The organism is Leucobacter ruminantium (assembly GCF_017565705.1).
Classification (GTDB): domain Bacteria; phylum Actinomycetota; class Actinomycetes; order Actinomycetales; family Microbacteriaceae; genus Leucobacter; species Leucobacter ruminantium.
Genome location: NZ_JAGDYL010000018.1, coordinates 22,463 through 38,015 on the forward strand (window position 1 = coordinate 22,463; position 15,553 = coordinate 38,015).

13 protein-coding genes and 1 riboswitch are annotated in these 15,553 nt (G+C 68.6%); of the genes, 5 read left to right on the plus strand and 8 right to left on the minus strand.

Annotated features, from left to right (window positions below):
- Positions 1–34 precede the first annotated feature (34 nt).
- Positions 35–3,169: a DUF5979 domain-containing protein gene (locus J4H91_RS10470; RefSeq protein ID WP_208046208.1), complete on the minus strand. Its 3,135-nt coding sequence runs from the start codon at positions 3,167–3,169 to the stop codon at positions 35–37.
- Between the two features lie 219 nt (positions 3,170–3,388).
- On the opposite strand from J4H91_RS10470, the gene J4H91_RS10475 reads away from it, so the two are divergent.
- Together J4H91_RS10475 and J4H91_RS10480 are read left to right on the plus strand one after the other, a co-directional pair.
- Positions 3,389–3,673 carry a helix-turn-helix domain-containing protein gene (locus J4H91_RS10475; protein ID WP_341783516.1) on the plus strand — a complete coding sequence of 95 codons (285 nt, stop codon included), beginning with the start codon at positions 3,389–3,391 and terminating at the stop codon, positions 3,671–3,673.
- Between the two features lie 77 nt (positions 3,674–3,750).
- The gene (locus J4H91_RS10480) at positions 3,751–4,062 is read left to right on the plus strand and encodes a DUF6907 domain-containing protein (protein ID WP_208046209.1); all 312 of its coding nucleotides are present in this window, start codon (positions 3,751–3,753) and stop codon (positions 4,060–4,062) included.
- 58 nt (positions 4,063–4,120) lie between these two features.
- On the opposite strand, the gene J4H91_RS10485 is transcribed toward J4H91_RS10480, so the two are convergent.
- The 3 genes from J4H91_RS10485 to glyA all read right to left on the minus strand — a co-directional run bounded on the left by J4H91_RS10485 (position 4,121) and on the right by glyA (position 7,281).
- Positions 4,121–4,858, minus strand: a complete 738-nt coding sequence (locus J4H91_RS10485) for a VTT domain-containing protein (protein ID WP_341783517.1) — start codon at positions 4,856–4,858, stop codon at positions 4,121–4,123.
- A 169-nt stretch (positions 4,859–5,027) separates the two neighbouring features.
- Positions 5,028–5,915 carry a bifunctional methylenetetrahydrofolate dehydrogenase/methenyltetrahydrofolate cyclohydrolase gene (locus J4H91_RS10490; protein ID WP_208046210.1) on the minus strand — a complete coding sequence of 296 codons (888 nt, stop codon included), beginning with the start codon at positions 5,913–5,915 and terminating at the stop codon, positions 5,028–5,030.
- 82 nt (positions 5,916–5,997) lie between these two features.
- On the minus strand, positions 5,998–7,281 hold the full coding sequence (glyA, locus tag J4H91_RS10495) for a serine hydroxymethyltransferase (protein WP_208046211.1): 1,284 nt from the start codon (positions 7,279–7,281) through the stop codon (positions 5,998–6,000).
- 35 nt (positions 7,282–7,316) lie between these two features.
- Positions 7,317–7,399: riboswitch (ZMP/ZTP riboswitch) on the minus strand.
- A gap of 72 nt (positions 7,400–7,471) precedes the next feature.
- On the opposite strand from glyA, the gene purU reads away from it, so the two are divergent.
- Entirely contained in the window at positions 7,472–8,356 is an 885-nt protein-coding gene (purU, locus tag J4H91_RS10500) for a formyltetrahydrofolate deformylase (RefSeq protein WP_208046212.1), read from the plus strand.
- A 79-nt stretch (positions 8,357–8,435) separates the two neighbouring features.
- On the opposite strand, the gene J4H91_RS10505 is transcribed toward purU, so the two are convergent.
- The 3 genes from J4H91_RS10505 to J4H91_RS10515 all read right to left on the minus strand — a co-directional run bounded on the left by J4H91_RS10505 (position 8,436) and on the right by J4H91_RS10515 (position 12,569).
- Entirely contained in the window at positions 8,436–10,046 is a 1,611-nt protein-coding gene (locus J4H91_RS10505) for an amidohydrolase (RefSeq protein ID WP_208046213.1), read from the minus strand.
- 132 nt (positions 10,047–10,178) lie between these two features.
- A complete protein-coding gene (locus J4H91_RS10510) occupies positions 10,179–11,552 on the minus strand; it encodes an APC family permease (RefSeq protein WP_208046214.1) in 1,374 nt (457 codons plus the stop codon).
- A gap of 171 nt (positions 11,553–11,723) precedes the next feature.
- Positions 11,724–12,569 (minus strand): biotin--[acetyl-CoA-carboxylase] ligase, encoded by an 846-nt coding sequence (locus J4H91_RS10515; protein WP_208046215.1) that lies wholly within the window; start codon positions 12,567–12,569, stop codon positions 11,724–11,726.
- Positions 12,570–12,682: 113 nt separating this feature from the next.
- On the opposite strand from J4H91_RS10515, the gene J4H91_RS10520 reads away from it, so the two are divergent.
- The gene (locus tag J4H91_RS10520; protein ID WP_208046216.1) at positions 12,683–14,275 is read left to right on the plus strand and encodes a carboxyl transferase domain-containing protein; all 1,593 of its coding nucleotides are present in this window, start codon (positions 12,683–12,685) and stop codon (positions 14,273–14,275) included.
- Between the two features lie 55 nt (positions 14,276–14,330).
- Complete coding sequence (locus J4H91_RS10525) at positions 14,331–14,606, plus strand: hypothetical protein (RefSeq protein WP_208046217.1); 276 nt, start codon at positions 14,331–14,333, stop codon at positions 14,604–14,606.
- A gap of 65 nt (positions 14,607–14,671) precedes the next feature.
- On the opposite strand, the gene J4H91_RS10530 is transcribed toward J4H91_RS10525, so the two are convergent.
- Positions 14,672–15,541 (minus strand): DUF3037 domain-containing protein, encoded by an 870-nt coding sequence (locus J4H91_RS10530; protein WP_208046218.1) that lies wholly within the window; start codon positions 15,539–15,541, stop codon positions 14,672–14,674.
- Positions 15,542–15,553: the final 12 nt, after the last annotated feature.

Genomic DNA, 15,553 nt, shown 5'->3' on the forward strand with positions numbered 1-15,553 from the left:
AGGTTGCGGGTCCTTGGGTCCATCCGGATGCGAATTATTCGACTGCGCCGCTTCGCCTCCTGGACAGAACCATCACCCCACCGATGCAGAGCAGAACCGCTCCGCCGAGCCCCAAGGGGAGAAGGGGCATGCCACCGGTGTTGCTCAGGCCCCGATGGGTTGGGGAAGCAGGAGCCTTGTCTCGGGTGATGGTGTTCGTGAGTTCGACCTCGACGACGGTGCCGTCGCCGATGGTGAACGTGTCTGTGCTGAACTCGGGCTGCTGCCAGGTGCCGCCCGGGACCTCGACCGCTGCGGCCTCGGTCAGCGTCACGACGGCGCCGTAGGGCAGTCCGTCGACGACGGTCGCCTCTCCATTCGCAGCCACCGTGATGGTGCCCGCTCCCGCCTCGAAGCCCTCGCCCGCCGGGTAGGAGAAGTCCACCTCGAACTCGGTGCCGTCCTCCACGAGGCCGGCGCCGTCGCCCGCGATCTGCTTCAGTACGGAGAATCCGCCGCTGTTCAGCGAGATCTCGTTCGTCGCCTCGAGCACGATCGTGGCGTCCTTCCCGATCACGAAGGTGCTCGGGCCGTCGAACACGACCGGCTGCCAGGTGCCTCCCCCGACCTTCTCGGGGGCCACCTCGACGAGGGTCACGACGGCCCCCGCGGGGAGGTCGCCGACGCTCACGGGGTCGCCGCCAGCCGTCACCGTGATGGTGCCCTCGCCAGCCTCGAAGGTGTCGCCCGCCGGGTAGGAGTACTCGAACACGTACTCGGTCCCCTCGGGGATCAGGTGGACGGCGTCGCCGGTCACGGCCTTGACGAGGCCGAAGGCGCCGACGTCGCGGCTGATCGTGTTCGTGAGCGTCACCTCGACGGTGGTGCCGTCGCCGATCGTGAACGTCTCGGGATCGAAGGCGTGCCCCTGCCAGGTGCCTCCGGGAACCGGAGCCGGGTCGAGCTCCGCGAGCGTCACCTCGGCGCCGAAGGGCAGGGCTCCGCTGGAGGCCCAGGATCCGTCCGCGGACACCTGGATCGTGCCCTCGCCCGACTGAAATCCGGTGCCCGCCGGGTAGCTGTACCCGACCGCGAACGTCGTCGCCGGGTCCACGAGCTCGGCGCCGGTGCCCTCGAGCGCCTTGCGGATCTTGAAGTCGCCGCTGCCGAGCCTGATCGGGTTGTCCAGGTCGATGGTGACGGTCTCGTTCTTGATCACCGGGAACGTCGTCTTCGAGAAGACGGGGTCGAGCCATTCGCCGCCCGTGATCGGATCGGGCGCGGCCTCGCTCAGGGTCACTTGCGCACCGGCCGGCAGCCCGTCGACGGTGACGGGATCTCCCCCGGCTATCACCTCGACCGTGCCCTCGCCGGCCTCGTAGCCGGGTCCGGCCGGGTGGCTCCAGTGCACCTGGAACGCCGTGCCCGGCGGCACGAGGTCCTTGCCGTCGCCCGAGAGCGTCTTCCGGATGCTGAACGCGCCCAAATCCTTCGTGGTCCGGTTCGTCACCTGCACGACCGCTTCGCGATCCTGCCCCACGACGAGCTTCGTCGGGGAGATCACGGGCGCGTCCCAGGTGGCGCCGGGGATCGCGACCGGGGCGATCTCGGAGAGCGTGACCTCGGCGCCCACGGGCAGCGCGTCGCTCGCGACGACGGTGCCGTCGGCCGGGAGGATCAGGGAGCCCGACCCCGCGGCCCACGTGCTCGACGCCGGGTAGCTGTAGTTCACCATGTACGTCGGGACTCCCGACAGGTCCGCCCCGTCCGGGTTCTCGACGACCTTCTTCGCCCGGATCGGCGCCTTGTCGAGGGTGGCCTCGTTCGTGAGGGTGAAGTAGGACACCTTCGCCAGGTTCCGGTTGTCGGCCGAGAAGGTGATCTCGACGGAGTCGGTCGGATCGGCACCCGGGATCGGGTCGCCCGAGGCGTCCACGGCGAGGAACTTCGGCGTGCCCCAGGTCACGTTCGCGGGGCCCGCGGGCTGCACCTCGGTGATGACGACCCGGGTGTCCTTGAAGAACTCCTGACTGAAGAACGGCTCGCCCGCGCGGATGGTCGCCGTCCCGGGAGTGCCGGGATCCGTCGGATCGGTCGTGTCGTAGGCGGTCCAGTTCAGCGTGAACTCGGGAGCGGGGTTGAACCGCGCGTCTCCCGTGAGCAGCTTCGTGACCGCGAACTTGCCGAAGTTCTTGCCGACGACGGTGCCCGAACCGGAGTAGCGCGTCGCGCTGCCCTTGACGGTCCTCGTCTCCTGACCCTCGACCGTGTACTCCGCCTCGTTCTGATAGGTCTTGGCCTTGCCCTCGTCGAGCACCTTCACGCGCCACTGGACCTGGTACACGGAACCCGTCAGACCGCGGTCGCCGGCGTTCGGCTGATCGTCGTCCAGCCCGGGGCGGGTCGTGAACGACGCGCTGAGGTTGTCGCCAGACACGGTCACCAGGTCGGCGGGCATCGTGTGCCAGACGAGATTCTCGCGGTGCGTCTGCGGGCTGCGTCGGACGCTGCCCGCCTCGCGCACGGCAGGGCCGCTGACGAGTTCGAATGCGGACGTGTCGAGCAGGTCGGTCACGGTGATGTCGAGGCCGGCCTCCATGCCGTCGGCGGGCGCCGGAACCTGCACGGTCCAGACGATCTCGTCCTCGAGGTTGTTGTAACCGCCACCCTTCCAGGCACCGGCTCCCTTGAAGTCGCAGTCCTCCGTGCACACGGCGGGGTTGGGCGTCACCGTGACGGGCGGAGCCTGCACTCCGCCGAAATCATAGGTGCGTTCGACATCCTCGGTGTTGTAGACGTTCACATTCGCCAGGAATCTGAAGGTGCCGCTGATGTCGACCGGGTGGCTCTCGACATAGGCGTCGTCGATCGTGCACACCACCTGGTTCGCGGCGACGACGCACTCGCCGGCCTCGTTGCCGTCGGCGTCGATCGCGGGAAAGCGGTCGGCGTGCCCGCTCAGTTCGTCGGGGAGCGGGACGGTGACCGTGAGCGGCGTCGACGGATTGTCCGGCGCGCTCCACGCGACGTTGATCTCCTGCCGGCTGCCGCCCGGGAACGTGTCGTTCGCGAACTCGACCGAGTCGATCGTCGCCGCAGTCGCCGCATGCGCCGCCTGCGGGAGCGCAAAAGCCCCGGCGATGAGCGCCAAGACCGAGAAGAGCACGGCGGCGGATCGCCCGGGCCTCACTTCGCCTCCCCGTCGCCGGAGTATCAACCTTTTCATGCAGCGTCCTCGCCTTCCCGTACGGATAGCTCACAGCTCTGAGCGCCCGAGATTCCAATGACCGCCAGAGCAGAAGCTCCGTAATCGCGAAACTTAGACGGCCTCTTTTATTATGCATAGAATGAACTGAAACGCCAATTTAACGAGGCCTTATGAAATTGAGTGGTGCTAGAACCTTGTGGAGTGGCAAAGCTGATTCCGGGGGAGTACTGGGCCGACTATGCGCGACGGGTCGGTACAGAGCTCCAACGCCGGCGCATCGAGCGCGGCCTGAGCCAGGAGCGGCTCGCCGCGGCTGCGGGCATCACTCGCTACACCTATCAGAAGATGGAGAAGGGCGAGTCTGCACCGGGTTCGCCCCTGAACCCAAGCTTGCGCAGCATCATGGCGGTTGCCCAGCAGCTCGATGTCACGCTCGACGAACTGCTCCCGCAGCCCTGGCCGGATCTCAGCGGACGCGGTCTGTAGCCTCGCACGGACCGTCGATGTCCGAGGTCCGCTCTACCCTGTGAGCACCGTGCACCGACATCTACCGAGGTATCGCCGTGTCTATCAGCTGGCAACACAGCGCCTGTCCCGAATGGTGCATCATCGATCATGCAGAGGGGGATCATCCCGATGACCGAGCGCACCGCGATGCGGGCCGTTCGGTCATCCTCACTCTCCGCGTGCGTGACTTCGTCGAAGAGAAGCTCGTGGAGCGCATCGTGGATCAGAACCTCATCTTGGGCCGGTGGCAACACGATGGCGATTCGCGCGTCTGGTATTTTCTCGGCACCGACGACGGCATCGAATACGAACTCAGCGAGGCCAGCCTTCGACGTCTGGTCTCCGAGCTCCAGGGTCTGCTGGAGTAGTCGCTCTCGGCCGAGTCCCGTCGCAGACAGCGCGGCGGCGGAATCGAGCGTCAGCTCGTCAAGCGGATGGCGAGGGATCCCTGTCGGTCGCGTCGACCTCGTCCGCGCGGCGCTTCGCCCACCACGAGCGGAGACCGCGCCAGATCTCGACGAGGATCGGGATGCCCGGGATGAGCACGAGCACGATGATGAAGATCTCGCTGTACTCCTGCACGAACGGGATCTGGCCGAGGAAGTAGCCGAGCAGGGTCACGCCGACGGCCCAGAGCAGTGCGCCGATCGCGTTGTAGGCGACGAAGCGGCGGTAGGTCATGTGCCCGATACCGGCCGCGGCGGGCACGAAGCCGCGGATGATGGGCAGGAAGCGCGCGATGATGATCGCCTTCGGCCCGTGCTTCTCGAAGAAGGCGTGGGTGCGCTCGACGTTCTCGGGATTGAAGAGCTTGCTCTTCGGGCGGTTGAAGAGGGCCGGACCGATCTTACGACCGATCATGAAGCCCATCTGATCGCCGAGGAACGCGAACACGAACAGCACGGAGCAGGTGATCCAGATCGGGATGTCGATGATGGGCACGCCGCCGGGGCCCGTCGCGCTGAAGAGGCCGACCGTGAACAGCAGCGAATCGCCTGGCAGGAAGGCGAGCACCACGACGCCGGTCTCGAGGAACACGAACAGGCACGCGAGGATGAGCGCCACCCAGCCGCCCGCCCGCAGCAGCGTCTCGGGGTCGAGCCAGTCGATTCCGAGCAGTGCGGGCACGGCCGTGGGCAGGTCGATCAGGTGCGCGATAGTCACCCGCCCTACGCTACCAGCCGTGTCTGAGCGGCGAGGGGCCCGCGTTCCGCTGGTTGGGCGAGCGAGGAAGGAGCGAGTCGAAACCGCAGCCTCGATTTGGACTCAGCATCGCGGAGTCGAGCCTCGCTTTCGACTCGGCTGCGCCTCGCTCAACCAGCGGGTAGCCCGGTCAGCGGGCGGACGCGCCGCGCTCCGCCATCTCCACCACGTTCTTGAGCAGCAGGGCCCGGGTCATCGGCCCGACCCCGCCCGGGTTCGGCGAGACCCAGCCGGCGACCTCTGCGACCGCGGGGTCGACGTCGCCGACGACGCGGCTCTTGCCGGTCTCGGGGTCGGTCTTGCGCGAGACGCCAACGTCAAGCACGATCGCGCCCGGCTTCACATCCTCGGCGCGCACGATGCCCTCCGCACCGGCCGCGGCCACGATGACGTCGGCGACACGCAGCTCGGCCCCCAGATCCCTCGTGCCCGTGTGCGTCAGCGTCACGGTCGCGTTCACGTCGCGCCGCGTGAGCAGCGGGCCGATCGGTCGCCCGACCGTCACACCGCGGCCGACCACCACGACGTGCTTGCCCTGCCACGAGAGCCCGTTCTGCTCCACCAGCTCGATCACGCCCCTCGGCGTGCACGGCAGCGGGCTCGTGATCTCGGTGTTCACGTTGAGCACGAGCCGCCCGAGGTTCGTGGGGTGGAGGCCGTCCGCGTCTTTGTCGGGGTCGATGCGCTCGAGGATGCGGTCGGTGTCGATGTGCTTCGGCAGCGGCAGCTGCACGATGTACCCGGTGCACTCGGGGTTCGCGTTGAGCTCGTCGAGCACCGCCTCGAGTTCCTCCTGCGTCACCGTCTCGGGCAGATCCCGGCGGATCGACGCGATGCCCACCTCGGCGCAGTCGCGGTGCTTGCCCGCGACGTACCACTGCGAGCCCGGGTCCTCTCCGACGAGGACCGTCGCGAGCCCCGGCACGATGCCGCGCTCGCGGAGCACCGCCACTCGGGCGGCGAGGTCATCCTTGATGTTGGCGGCCGCGGTGCGGCCGTCGAGTTGCTGTGCGGTCATGTCTGACTCCTCATGTGAGCAGCGGCCGAGCCTGCCGAAGGGGCGCGAGCACCGCTCGCCTCCACAGGCCCTGCGAACGGGTTTACCAGGTCTCGAGTCCGGGGTACAGGGGGAAGGCCGCGGCGAGTTCGCCCACCCTCCCTCGCAGCGCGTCGGCGTCGCCGACTCCCTGGAGGGTCTGCGCGATGATGTCGGCCACCTCGGCGAACTCATCGTCGCCGAAGCCGCGGGTCGCCAGCGCCGGCGTGCCGATGCGCAGGCCGCTCGTGACCATCGGCGGGCGCGGATCGAACGGCACCGCGTTGCGGTTCACGGTGATGCCGACCGCATGCAGCGCGTCCTCGGCCTGCTGACCGTCGAGCTGCGAGTCGCGCAGGTCGGCGAGTACGAGGTGCACATCGGTGCCGCCGGTGAGCACGTCGACGCCCGCCGCCTTCGAGGCCTCGCTCGTGAGCGCTTCGGCGAGCAGCTTCGCACCGCTCAGCGTGCGCACCTGGCGCTCCTTGAACTCGTCGGTGGCGGCGAGCTTGAAGGCGGTCGCCTTCGCCGCGATCACGTGCATGAGGGGGCCGCCCTGCTGGCCGGGGAACACATTGGAGTTGATGCGCTTCGAGATCTCGGCGTCGTTCGTGAGGATGAAGCCCGAGCGGGGGCCGCCGATCGTCTTGTGCACGGTCGAACTCACCACATGCGCGTGCGGCACCGGGTTCGGGTGGAGGCCCGCGGCGACGAGACCGGCGAAGTGCGCCATGTCGACCCACAGCGTCGCGCCCACCTCGTCGGCGATCTCGCGGAACCTCGCGAAGTCGAGCGTGCGCGGGTAGGCCGACCAGCCGGCGATGATCACCTTGGGCCGGTGCTCGAGCGCCTTCTCGCGCACGACGTCCATGTCGACGAGGAAGGTCTCGGGATCGACGCCGTACGAGGCCACGTTGTAGAGCTTGCCCGAGAAGTTGAGCCTCATGCCGTGGGTGAGATGACCGCCGTGGGCGAGTTCGAGCCCCAGGATCGTGTCGCCGGGCTCGGCGATGGCGCTGAGCACGGCCGCGTTGGCGCTCGCCCCCGAGTGTGGCTGCACGTTCGCGTACGCCGCGCCGAAGAGAGCCTTGGCGCGATCCCTCGCGAGGTCCTCGGCCACGTCGACGAACTCGCAGCCGCCGTAGTAGCGTCGCCCGGGGTAGCCCTCGGCGTACTTGTTGGTGAGCACCGAGCCCTGCGCCTCGAGCACGGCACGCGGCACGAAGTTCTCGCTCGCGATCATCTCGAGGGTGCCGCGCTGACGGCCGAGCTCCTGTTCGAGCACCGCCGCGATCTCGGGATCGACCGCCTCGAGCGGCTCGTTGAAGAAGGCTGACTGCTGTGACATGACGTACCTCTCATCTCCCTGCGCGCAGGGTCTGATCCTGCGGCCCAGGCGAGCGGCCTTGTACGAATTCGTCGCTCCCCGGTGGTCACCCACCTGCACGCCAGTCACGACGGAGAACAGTCTAGCAACCCCGACCGCTCGAAACGCCAGCGTCTGCGGCGTCCCGATCCCTCCACTACCCTTGAGTCTCGTGAACACGATCGCGACGACCGCAGACGACACCCAGTGGGTGCTGACCCTCTCCTGCATCGACGGGCCCGGTATCGTGCATGCGATCAGCGGCGCCATCGTCGCGGCCGGAGGCAACATCGCGGAGAGCCAGCAGTTCTCGAGCCACGACACGGCGCGCTTCTTCATGCGCCTGCAGATCGAGGCGGTCGCCCAACCCGAGACCTTCGAGGAGCGGTTCTCCGCCGCGCTCACCCCGGTCACCGAGCGCTACCACATGAGCTGGCGCCTCGACCGCGTCGGCCGCCCCGTGCGCACCCTGCTGCTCGCGTCGACCGCGACGCACTGCGTCAACGATCTGCTCTACCGGCAGCGCGCGGGACAACTGCCGATCGAGGTGCCGCTGATCCTCTCGAACCACGAGACCGTGCGCGACCTCGCCGAGTTCTACGGCGTCGACTTCGAGCACAGGCCGATCGCGGGCGAGGCCGACAAGGCGGCGTTCGAGGCGCGTGTGCTCGAGGCCGTCGAGCAGCACGACATCGAGCTCGTGGTGCTCGCCCGCTACATGCAGATCCTCTCTCCCGAGCTCTGCGAGGCGCTCGAGGGGCGCGCGATCAACATCCACCACTCGTTCCTGCCCGGCTTCAAGGGCGCGAACCCCTACAAGCAGGCGCACCGGCGCGGCGTGAAGCTCATCGGAGCGACCGCTCACTTCGTCACGACCGACCTCGACGAGGGGCCGATCATCGAGCAGGACGTGGTGCGCGTCGACCACTCGTACTCCTCGCGCGAGCTCGTGCAGCTCGGCCAGGACGAGGAGGCGCGCGTGCTGCGTCGAGCCGTGGGCTGGTTCGCCGAGAACCGCGTCCTCGCCGACGGCGCGCGCACCATCATCTTCCGCTGAGCTGGCGAGGGATCCTGGTTTCGACTCGCTTCGCTCGCTCAACCGGCGGAACGAGCGGGTCGGGACCACAGGCTCCGCCTCAGGCCTCGTGCACGATCCTGCCGTCGACGACGGTGAGCACGATCGGCACGGAGATCAGCTCGTCTGGCGTCGCCTCCACGGGGTCGGCGGCCCACACCGTCAGATCGGCGACCGCGCCCGCGACGATCCGGCCCCGGTCCGCGTGCCCTCGGGCCTGTGCCGGCCACAGCGTATAGGCGAGCAGCGCCTCCTCGCCCGTGAGCCGCTGCTCGGGCTCGAAGACGTGCGCCGAGGGATCCCCGGGCGTGTGCCTCCCGCGAGCCCACGCCATGCCGATGCGAGGATCGTACTGGGCGACCGGCCAGTCCGAGCCCAGCACGAGCCGGCACCCGCTCTCCAGCACGTCGCGCACGCGGTAGCCGGTCGCGGCCCTCTCGCTCCCGAGCCGGGAGGCCCAGTTGTCCTCGCCCGCCGCAGACCGCCACTGCATATGCAGCGGCTGCATCGACGCGGTGACACCGCTGCCGCGCAGCGCCTCGACGTCGGCGTCGGAGAGCACCTCGAGGTGCTCGATCGAGTGGAACGGCAGCCCCGGCCGCTCGGGCAGGTCCGCGTAGACCTCGAGCACGCGGTGCACCGCGTAGTCGCCGACCGCGTGCGTCGCGATCAGCATGCCGGCGTCGTGGTAGGCGCGCACGACCTCCGCGTAGCGCTCCCATGACGGCCAGAACGGGGCACGGCCGTCACCGCGGAGGTCGGGGGCGTGCAGCCAGGCGGTGCCGGTGTCGATCACGCCGTCGCTGAACAGCTTGATCGCGCCGCACTCCCAGAGGCGGCCGCACCGATCCCTCCCCTCGATGACGCGGGCGACATCGGCATCGGTGTCGCCCACCGCGTGCCAGTGGTGCACAGTGATGCGGTGATCGAGCTCGCCGCGCGTCTCGAGCTCGGCGAGCAGTTCGACCGTCGCGTCCTTGCCGTCCATGATGGCGCCGCCCGTCAGCCCGGCGGCCGCGAGCCTGCGGAACATGTCGCGCAGCCGGTCCCGGTCCTCCTCGTGCGTCGGGGCCGGCGCGGCGTCGAAGAGGATGCCGTAGGCCGTGGGCTCCCGCAGCTCGCCCGTCGGCACGCCGTTCTCGTCGACCACGATCTCGCTCGCGTCATCGAACTCGCGGGGGCCCGTGATGCCCGCGGCCGCGAGCGCCGGCGCGGTGCCGAGACCCGTGTGGAGGTCGTAGCACATGAGCGCGACCGGGCGGCCGGGCGCCGCGTCGGCGATGAGGTCGCCTCGCATCCCCGTCTCCTCGAAGGCCTCGTACTCGAGGTTCCAGCCGCGCAGCCACGCGCCCTCCGGCAGCCTCGCGTGCTCCGCCGCGATCGCCGAGCGCACCTGCTCGAGCGTCTCGCAGCCGCCCAGGTCGACGCCGGCCGTGACGGCCGCCGCCCAGTGCGGGTGGGTGTGGGCGTCGAAGAGGCCCGGGGTGACGGTCGCGCCCGCGACGTCGCGCACCCGGATCCCTCGCCTCTCGGCCGCGGCCCGCACCTCGGCGTCGCCGCCGAGCATCTCGATCGCGCCGTCGACGATCAGGATCGCCGTCGCCCCCGTGTCGCCCGCGTTGGTGCGCAGCTTCGCGCCCGTGATCGCGAGACTGCCGCCTGCCTGTGCCATGTTCCGCCCTTTCCGGTCGCCCGCCCTCGCCTGCGACCCCGCCATTATCCTCCACCGGCGGATCCGACCGGCAGCACGACCGCGGCCGGGCCGAATGGGCCCGACCCCTGCCGCCCTCGGTGTTCGGCCCGCTCACTCCTCCAGGTCGAGAGTCGGGGTGGGGCGAGTGAAGAAGCGGGTGATGATGAGCAGGATGACGAACCCGACGGCGAGCCACGAGAGGCCGATCACGAAGGTCTGGGCGGTCAGGCTCGTCCACAGCCAGATCGTGAGCCCGACTCCGATGAGCGGCAGCACGAGGTTGTTCAGCCAGGCAATGCCGCTGCGCTCCTTCTCGCGGATGTAGAAGTGCACCACGACCGCGAGGTTGACGAAGGAGAAGGCGAAGAGCGCGCCGAAGCTGATCATGTTCGACAGCACGGTGAGGTCGATCACGATGGCGAGCAGCGACACGGCCGACACGATCGAGATCGCGATGACCGGCGTACCGAAGCGCTTGTTGAGGTGCCCGAAGATCGAGCGGGGCAGCACGCCGTCTCGACCCATCGCGAAGAGGATGCGGGAGACCGAGGCCTGCGAGGTGAGTGCCGACCCGAGTGCGCCCGCGACGTAGCCCGCGACGAACAGCACCGACAGCCAGCCTCCGATCACACCGATGACCTGGGTGCTCGCCGTGTCGACGTTCTCGAACTCGTTCGACGGGTAGACGAGCTGGGCGACGAAGGCGAGCAGGATGAAGATGAGGCCGGCGCCGAGCGTCACGATCATGATGGCCCGCGGCACCGTGCGCTTCGCGTCCTTCGCCTCCTCCGAGAGGGTCGACACCGAATCGAAGCCGAGGAAGGAGAGCGCGAGGATCGCGGCACCGTTGAAGAGCGGGCCGGTCTGCCCGGCGGCGTCGCTGCCGTCGCCGACGAACGGGGCCATGAGGTCGACCCCGTGGCCCAGGGCGGTCGACAGTCCGAGCACGACGAACAGGACGACGAAGATCGTCTGCACCGCGATGATCACGAAGTTCGCCCTGGCCACCTGCACGATGCCGACGATGTTGAGCACCGTCACGACCGCGATCGACAGCACGATCCACACCCAGTTCGGTACCCCGGTCGCGTCATTGAGATAGAGGCCGATGACGAGGTAGTTGATCATCGGCAGGAACAGGTAGTCGAGCAGCAGCGCCCAGCCGACGAGGAAGCCGACCGCGCCGCCGAAGCTCTGCTGCGTGTAGATGTAGGCGGAGCCCGAGTAGGGCATCGCCGATGAGAGACGCGCGTACGATCGCGCCGTGAACAGCATCACCACGAGGGTGATGATGTAGGCGTCGACCAGCCTGCCGCCGGTGAGCGAGGTCACGATGCCGTAGGTCGTGAACACGGTGAGCGGCACCATGTACACGAGCCCGAACAGCACGAGCGAGGGGATGCCGAGCACTCGTTTGAAGCGGCCCTCGGTGACCGCGGCGGTCAACTCGGTTGCGGGCGGCAGCGAGGAATGCTGATCATTCATCTTTCATCCATTCCGATAGGCGCGCACATCGGTGTGCACGGGAACATTATGAACCCCCTGGGTCAGCTCCGCATATCGATCGTGTTTCGCGTGAGTTACGGCGCGAGGCCCTGCGGCCCGCGGTGCTCGGCCGCGAGCGGGCGGGCGGTCCTGTGCGCGAGCGGCGAGGGATCACCGCAGGTGCTCGACGTCGCCCGCGGCCACCGTGAGCTCGCCCCCGGTGGGCAGATCGACGATGAGGGATCCGTCCTCGGCCAGCGCTCGGGCGCGCCCGTCGAAGACCTCGCCGCCCGGCAGATGCACGCGCACCTCCGTGCCGAGTGTCAGCGACGAACGCGCGACCCGTGCCCGCACCGCCGCGGGCTGCTCGGCAGCGACTGCGGCGAGGCGCAACAGCTCGGCGGCGTAGGCGGCGATCACCTCGTCGGCGAGCCGCTGCCCCGCGGCGTCGGCCAGGGTCTCCGCACCTCCGACGTCCGCCCCCGCGGCGAGCAGGGAGGTGGCGCGCTCGGTCGGCAGTTCCCACTCGGGCAGCAGCAGATTGATACCCGTGCCCACGATCACCGAGCCGTCGAGCAGCAGCTCGCAGAGGATGCCGACGAGCTTCAGGCCGGGCCGCCCCGCCATCGCGTCCTCCTCGTCTCGCACATGCACGTCATTGGGCCACTTCAGCCCGACGCGCATCCCCGCCCCGAAATACGGTTGCAGTGCCGCGCTCATCGCGGCCCCCGCGATGAGCGGCAGCCAACCCGGGCCGAGCGCTCCCCCGAACCCGCGCACGAGCAGCGAGGCGGCGACCGCGGCGTCTGGCGGCGTGACCCAGCCGCGGTCGAGACGGCCGCGGCCCGCGGTCTGGTTCGCCGTCGCGAGCAGGGTGCCGTGCGGCAGGGATCCCTCGCCCGCGTCGACGGCGGGCCCCGCCCCCGTCGCGAGATCGCGCAGCTCCGCGTTCGTGGAGGGAGAGGTCTCGCGCCAGATGACCCGCGGCAGCAGTTCCCGGGTGCGACTCAGTTCCATGTCAGCCACGCTATCGCCCCGGAAGGGCTTCGTAGGGTTCCGACCAAGGAAATCGGAACCGATTGGAGGAGTCGTCGGGCGAGGAGCATACGCCCCGCGATAGGCTGGGCTGCGTGACTGGAGACAACGCCTCGCTCGCGACGACCGCGGGCCGCATCGCCGACCACCGCCTCAAGTATCAGGAGGCCGTGGGCGACCGCGATGCCGCAGCAGCAGCCAAGCAGCACCCCCGCGGCAAGATGACGGCCCGGGAGCGCATCGCCGCGCTCCTCGACCCGGGCTCCTTCGTCGAGTTCGACAAGTACGTGAAGCACCGCACCCACGGCTTCGGCATGGAGAACAGCCGCCCGTTCGGCGACTCCGTCGTCACCGGCGCCGGCACCATCCACGGGCGGCAGGTCGTCGTCTACTCGCAGGACTTCACCACCTTCGGCGGCTCCCTCGGCGAGGTCGCGGGCGAGAAGATCGTGAAGGCCATGGAGTTCGCGCTCAAGACGGGCGCGCCGTGCATCGGCATCCTCGACTCCGGCGGAGCGCGCATCCAGGAGGGCGTCGTCTCGCTGTCGAAGTACGCGAACATCTTCCGGCTCAACACCGCCTGCTCCGGCGTGATCCCCCAGATCTCGATCGTCATGGGTCCCTCGGCGGGCGGCGCCGTCTACTCCCCCGCGCTCACCGACTTCGTGATCATGGTCGACAAGACCAGCCACATGTTCGTCACCGGCCCCGACGTCATCAAGACCGTCACTGGCGAGGAGGTCGGTTTCGAGGAGCTCGGCGGCGCGCTCACCCACAACAAGACGAGCGGCGTCTCGCACTACCTCGCGAGCGACGAGCACGACGCGCTCGACTACGCCCGCACGCTCATCAGCTACCTCCCCGACAACAACCTCGCCGAGGCGCCGATCTACGACAGCGACACCGCGCTGCAGATCACCGACGCCGACCGCAGGCTGAACACGATCATCCCCGACAGCCCGAACCAGCCCTACGACATGAAGACCGTCATCGAGGCCATCCTCGACGGCGGCGACTTCCTCGAAGTGCAGCCGCTGTTCGCCCCGAACATCCTCATCGGCTTCGGCCGCGTCGAGGGCCGCACGGTCGGCATCGTGGCGAACCAGCCCAATCAGATGGCGGGCACGCTGAACATCGACGCGAGCGAGAAGGCCGCGCGCTTCGTGCGCTTCTGCGACGCGTTCTCGATCCCGATCCTCACCCTCGTCGACGTTCCCGGCTACCTGCCCGGCACCGACCAGGAGTTCCAGGGCGTCATCCGGCGCGGTGCGAAGCTGCTCTACGCCTACGCCGAGGCCACCGTGCCGCTCGTCACGATCATCACGCGCAAGGCGTACGGCGGGGCCTACATCGTGATGGGTTCGAAGCAGATGGGCGCCGACTTCAACATCGCCTGGCCCACCGCAGAGATCGCCGTCATGGGCGGTGCCGGCGCCGTCAACATCCTGTACCGCAAGGAGCTGGCCGCCGCCGCCGAGCGCGGTGAGGACGTCGAGGCCCTGCGCTCCGAGCTGACCGCGAAGTACACGGCCGATGTCTCCTCCCCGTTCCTCGCGGCCGAGCGCGGCGAACTCGACAACGTGCTCGAGCCCGCGGGCACCCGCCTCGCGGTCATCAAGGCACTGCGAGGCCTGCGCGGCAAGCGCGACGAGCTCCCCGCGAAGAAGCACGGGAACATCCCGCTCTAGGCGAGGGATCGCCGCCCACCGCCGCAGGCCGGGCGAGCATCGCGAGAGGATCATCATGAACGACACCGCACTGCCGCCCGACGCATCGGCGCGCGACGCCGCGCGACGCGAGGGGCTCGGCGAGCACGACGACGCCGCGCGCGGCGAGGACATCCGCTTCGAGACCCGCCGGGTCAGCGACGAGGAGCGCGCCGCGGTGATCGCGGTGCTCACGCAGGTGCGCACGGAGGAGACGCAGCGGGTGAAGCGGGTCGAGCGCCGCGACCGCGAGCCGTGGGCGCGCTCGCAGCGCGTGCCCGAGGGCATCGGCGACCTGCTGCTCGACGGCTAGGGATCGCAGCGCCGTTCGGTTAGGGATCCGTGGCTGATTCGCGATGATCGGCCCGCTCCTCAAAGCTAGTGCGCGGGCTCGAACAGTCGTCCCGTGCCGAGGGGTTCTGATCGGAAATCATCGAGCGAGCGTACAGCGACGTCGTTGAGGCTCCATGCTTCCAAGGCTGCTTCAAACGCGTCCGTGCGCCACTGCGCTTCACGCTGCGACGTGGGCGGATCGTAGATCACGTTCACGGGCACATCCGAATCAACAATCACAGTCCGTGCCGCGCCCAAGCTCATCTCAGCACCGCCGTCGCGGAGCCTCGTCAGGAAGTAGTTCGAGGCTTGCACCTGCTGCTCGAGCAGCTCGACATTGGCGATGTTGAACGCCCACACGTTCAACAGGTCATCCGTTCGATGGTCTCGACGCATGAAGTCGAACGTGCTCCGCTGTTTCCCGATGGAAGCTTTCGGCTGCACGAACAGATCCCGTCCGAGAGCGAGGTCGAACTCGAACTGCAACGTGTCACGCACCTCTGCACGCATCGAAGTCCGCGACAGCGTTCGCTGCCGCTTGACTGTTTCACGCTCGACCAGGTGCGGGAACAGCAGGGCTACGCCTTCCGCGGCAGAGGGCACCTCGATGGTGTTGGGTTCAGAGAACTGCACGGAGTTCGCCTGCCTGGTGCGCAGGTGACCAACCCATCCGCTACTGACGGGCTCGCCGTCGAACTCGATGCTGCTGTGTCGTTCAACGCGTCGCTCGAGCCATGACACCCAGGGTCTGAGTTCGTGCAGATCGGTGCCGAGCCGGCCACGGTTGCGCACCGCTCTAGTATCGAAGCGCACGGCCCAATCGCTGCCATCGCGCCCGCACAGGATGCCAATGTTGGTGAACTCGCCTCTGGCGATGTTTGGCACATACCGAATGATCCAGTATTGATAGCTCATGTTGGCACCTCC

Excerpts from the sequence above, each read along its gene's own strand:
- J4H91_RS10515 (WP_208046215.1), bottom strand. The coding sequence starts at position 12,569 with ATGGAACTGAGTCGCACCCGGGAACTGCTGCCGCGGGTCATCTGGCGC.
- J4H91_RS10490 (WP_208046210.1), bottom strand. The coding sequence starts at position 5,915 with ATGACCGCACAGCAACTCGACGGCCGCACCGCGGCCGCCAACATCAAG.
- J4H91_RS10530 (WP_208046218.1), bottom strand. The coding sequence starts at position 15,541 with ATGAGCTATCAATACTGGATCATTCGGTATGTGCCAAACATCGCCAGA.
- J4H91_RS10505 (WP_208046213.1), bottom strand. The coding sequence starts at position 10,046 with ATGGCACAGGCAGGCGGCAGTCTCGCGATCACGGGCGCGAAGCTGCGC.
- J4H91_RS10525 (WP_208046217.1), top strand. The coding sequence starts at position 14,331 with ATGAACGACACCGCACTGCCGCCCGACGCATCGGCGCGCGACGCCGCG.
- glyA (WP_208046211.1), bottom strand. The coding sequence starts at position 7,281 with ATGTCACAGCAGTCAGCCTTCTTCAACGAGCCGCTCGAGGCGGTCGAT.
- J4H91_RS10510 (WP_208046214.1), bottom strand. The coding sequence starts at position 11,552 with ATGAATGATCAGCATTCCTCGCTGCCGCCCGCAACCGAGTTGACCGCC.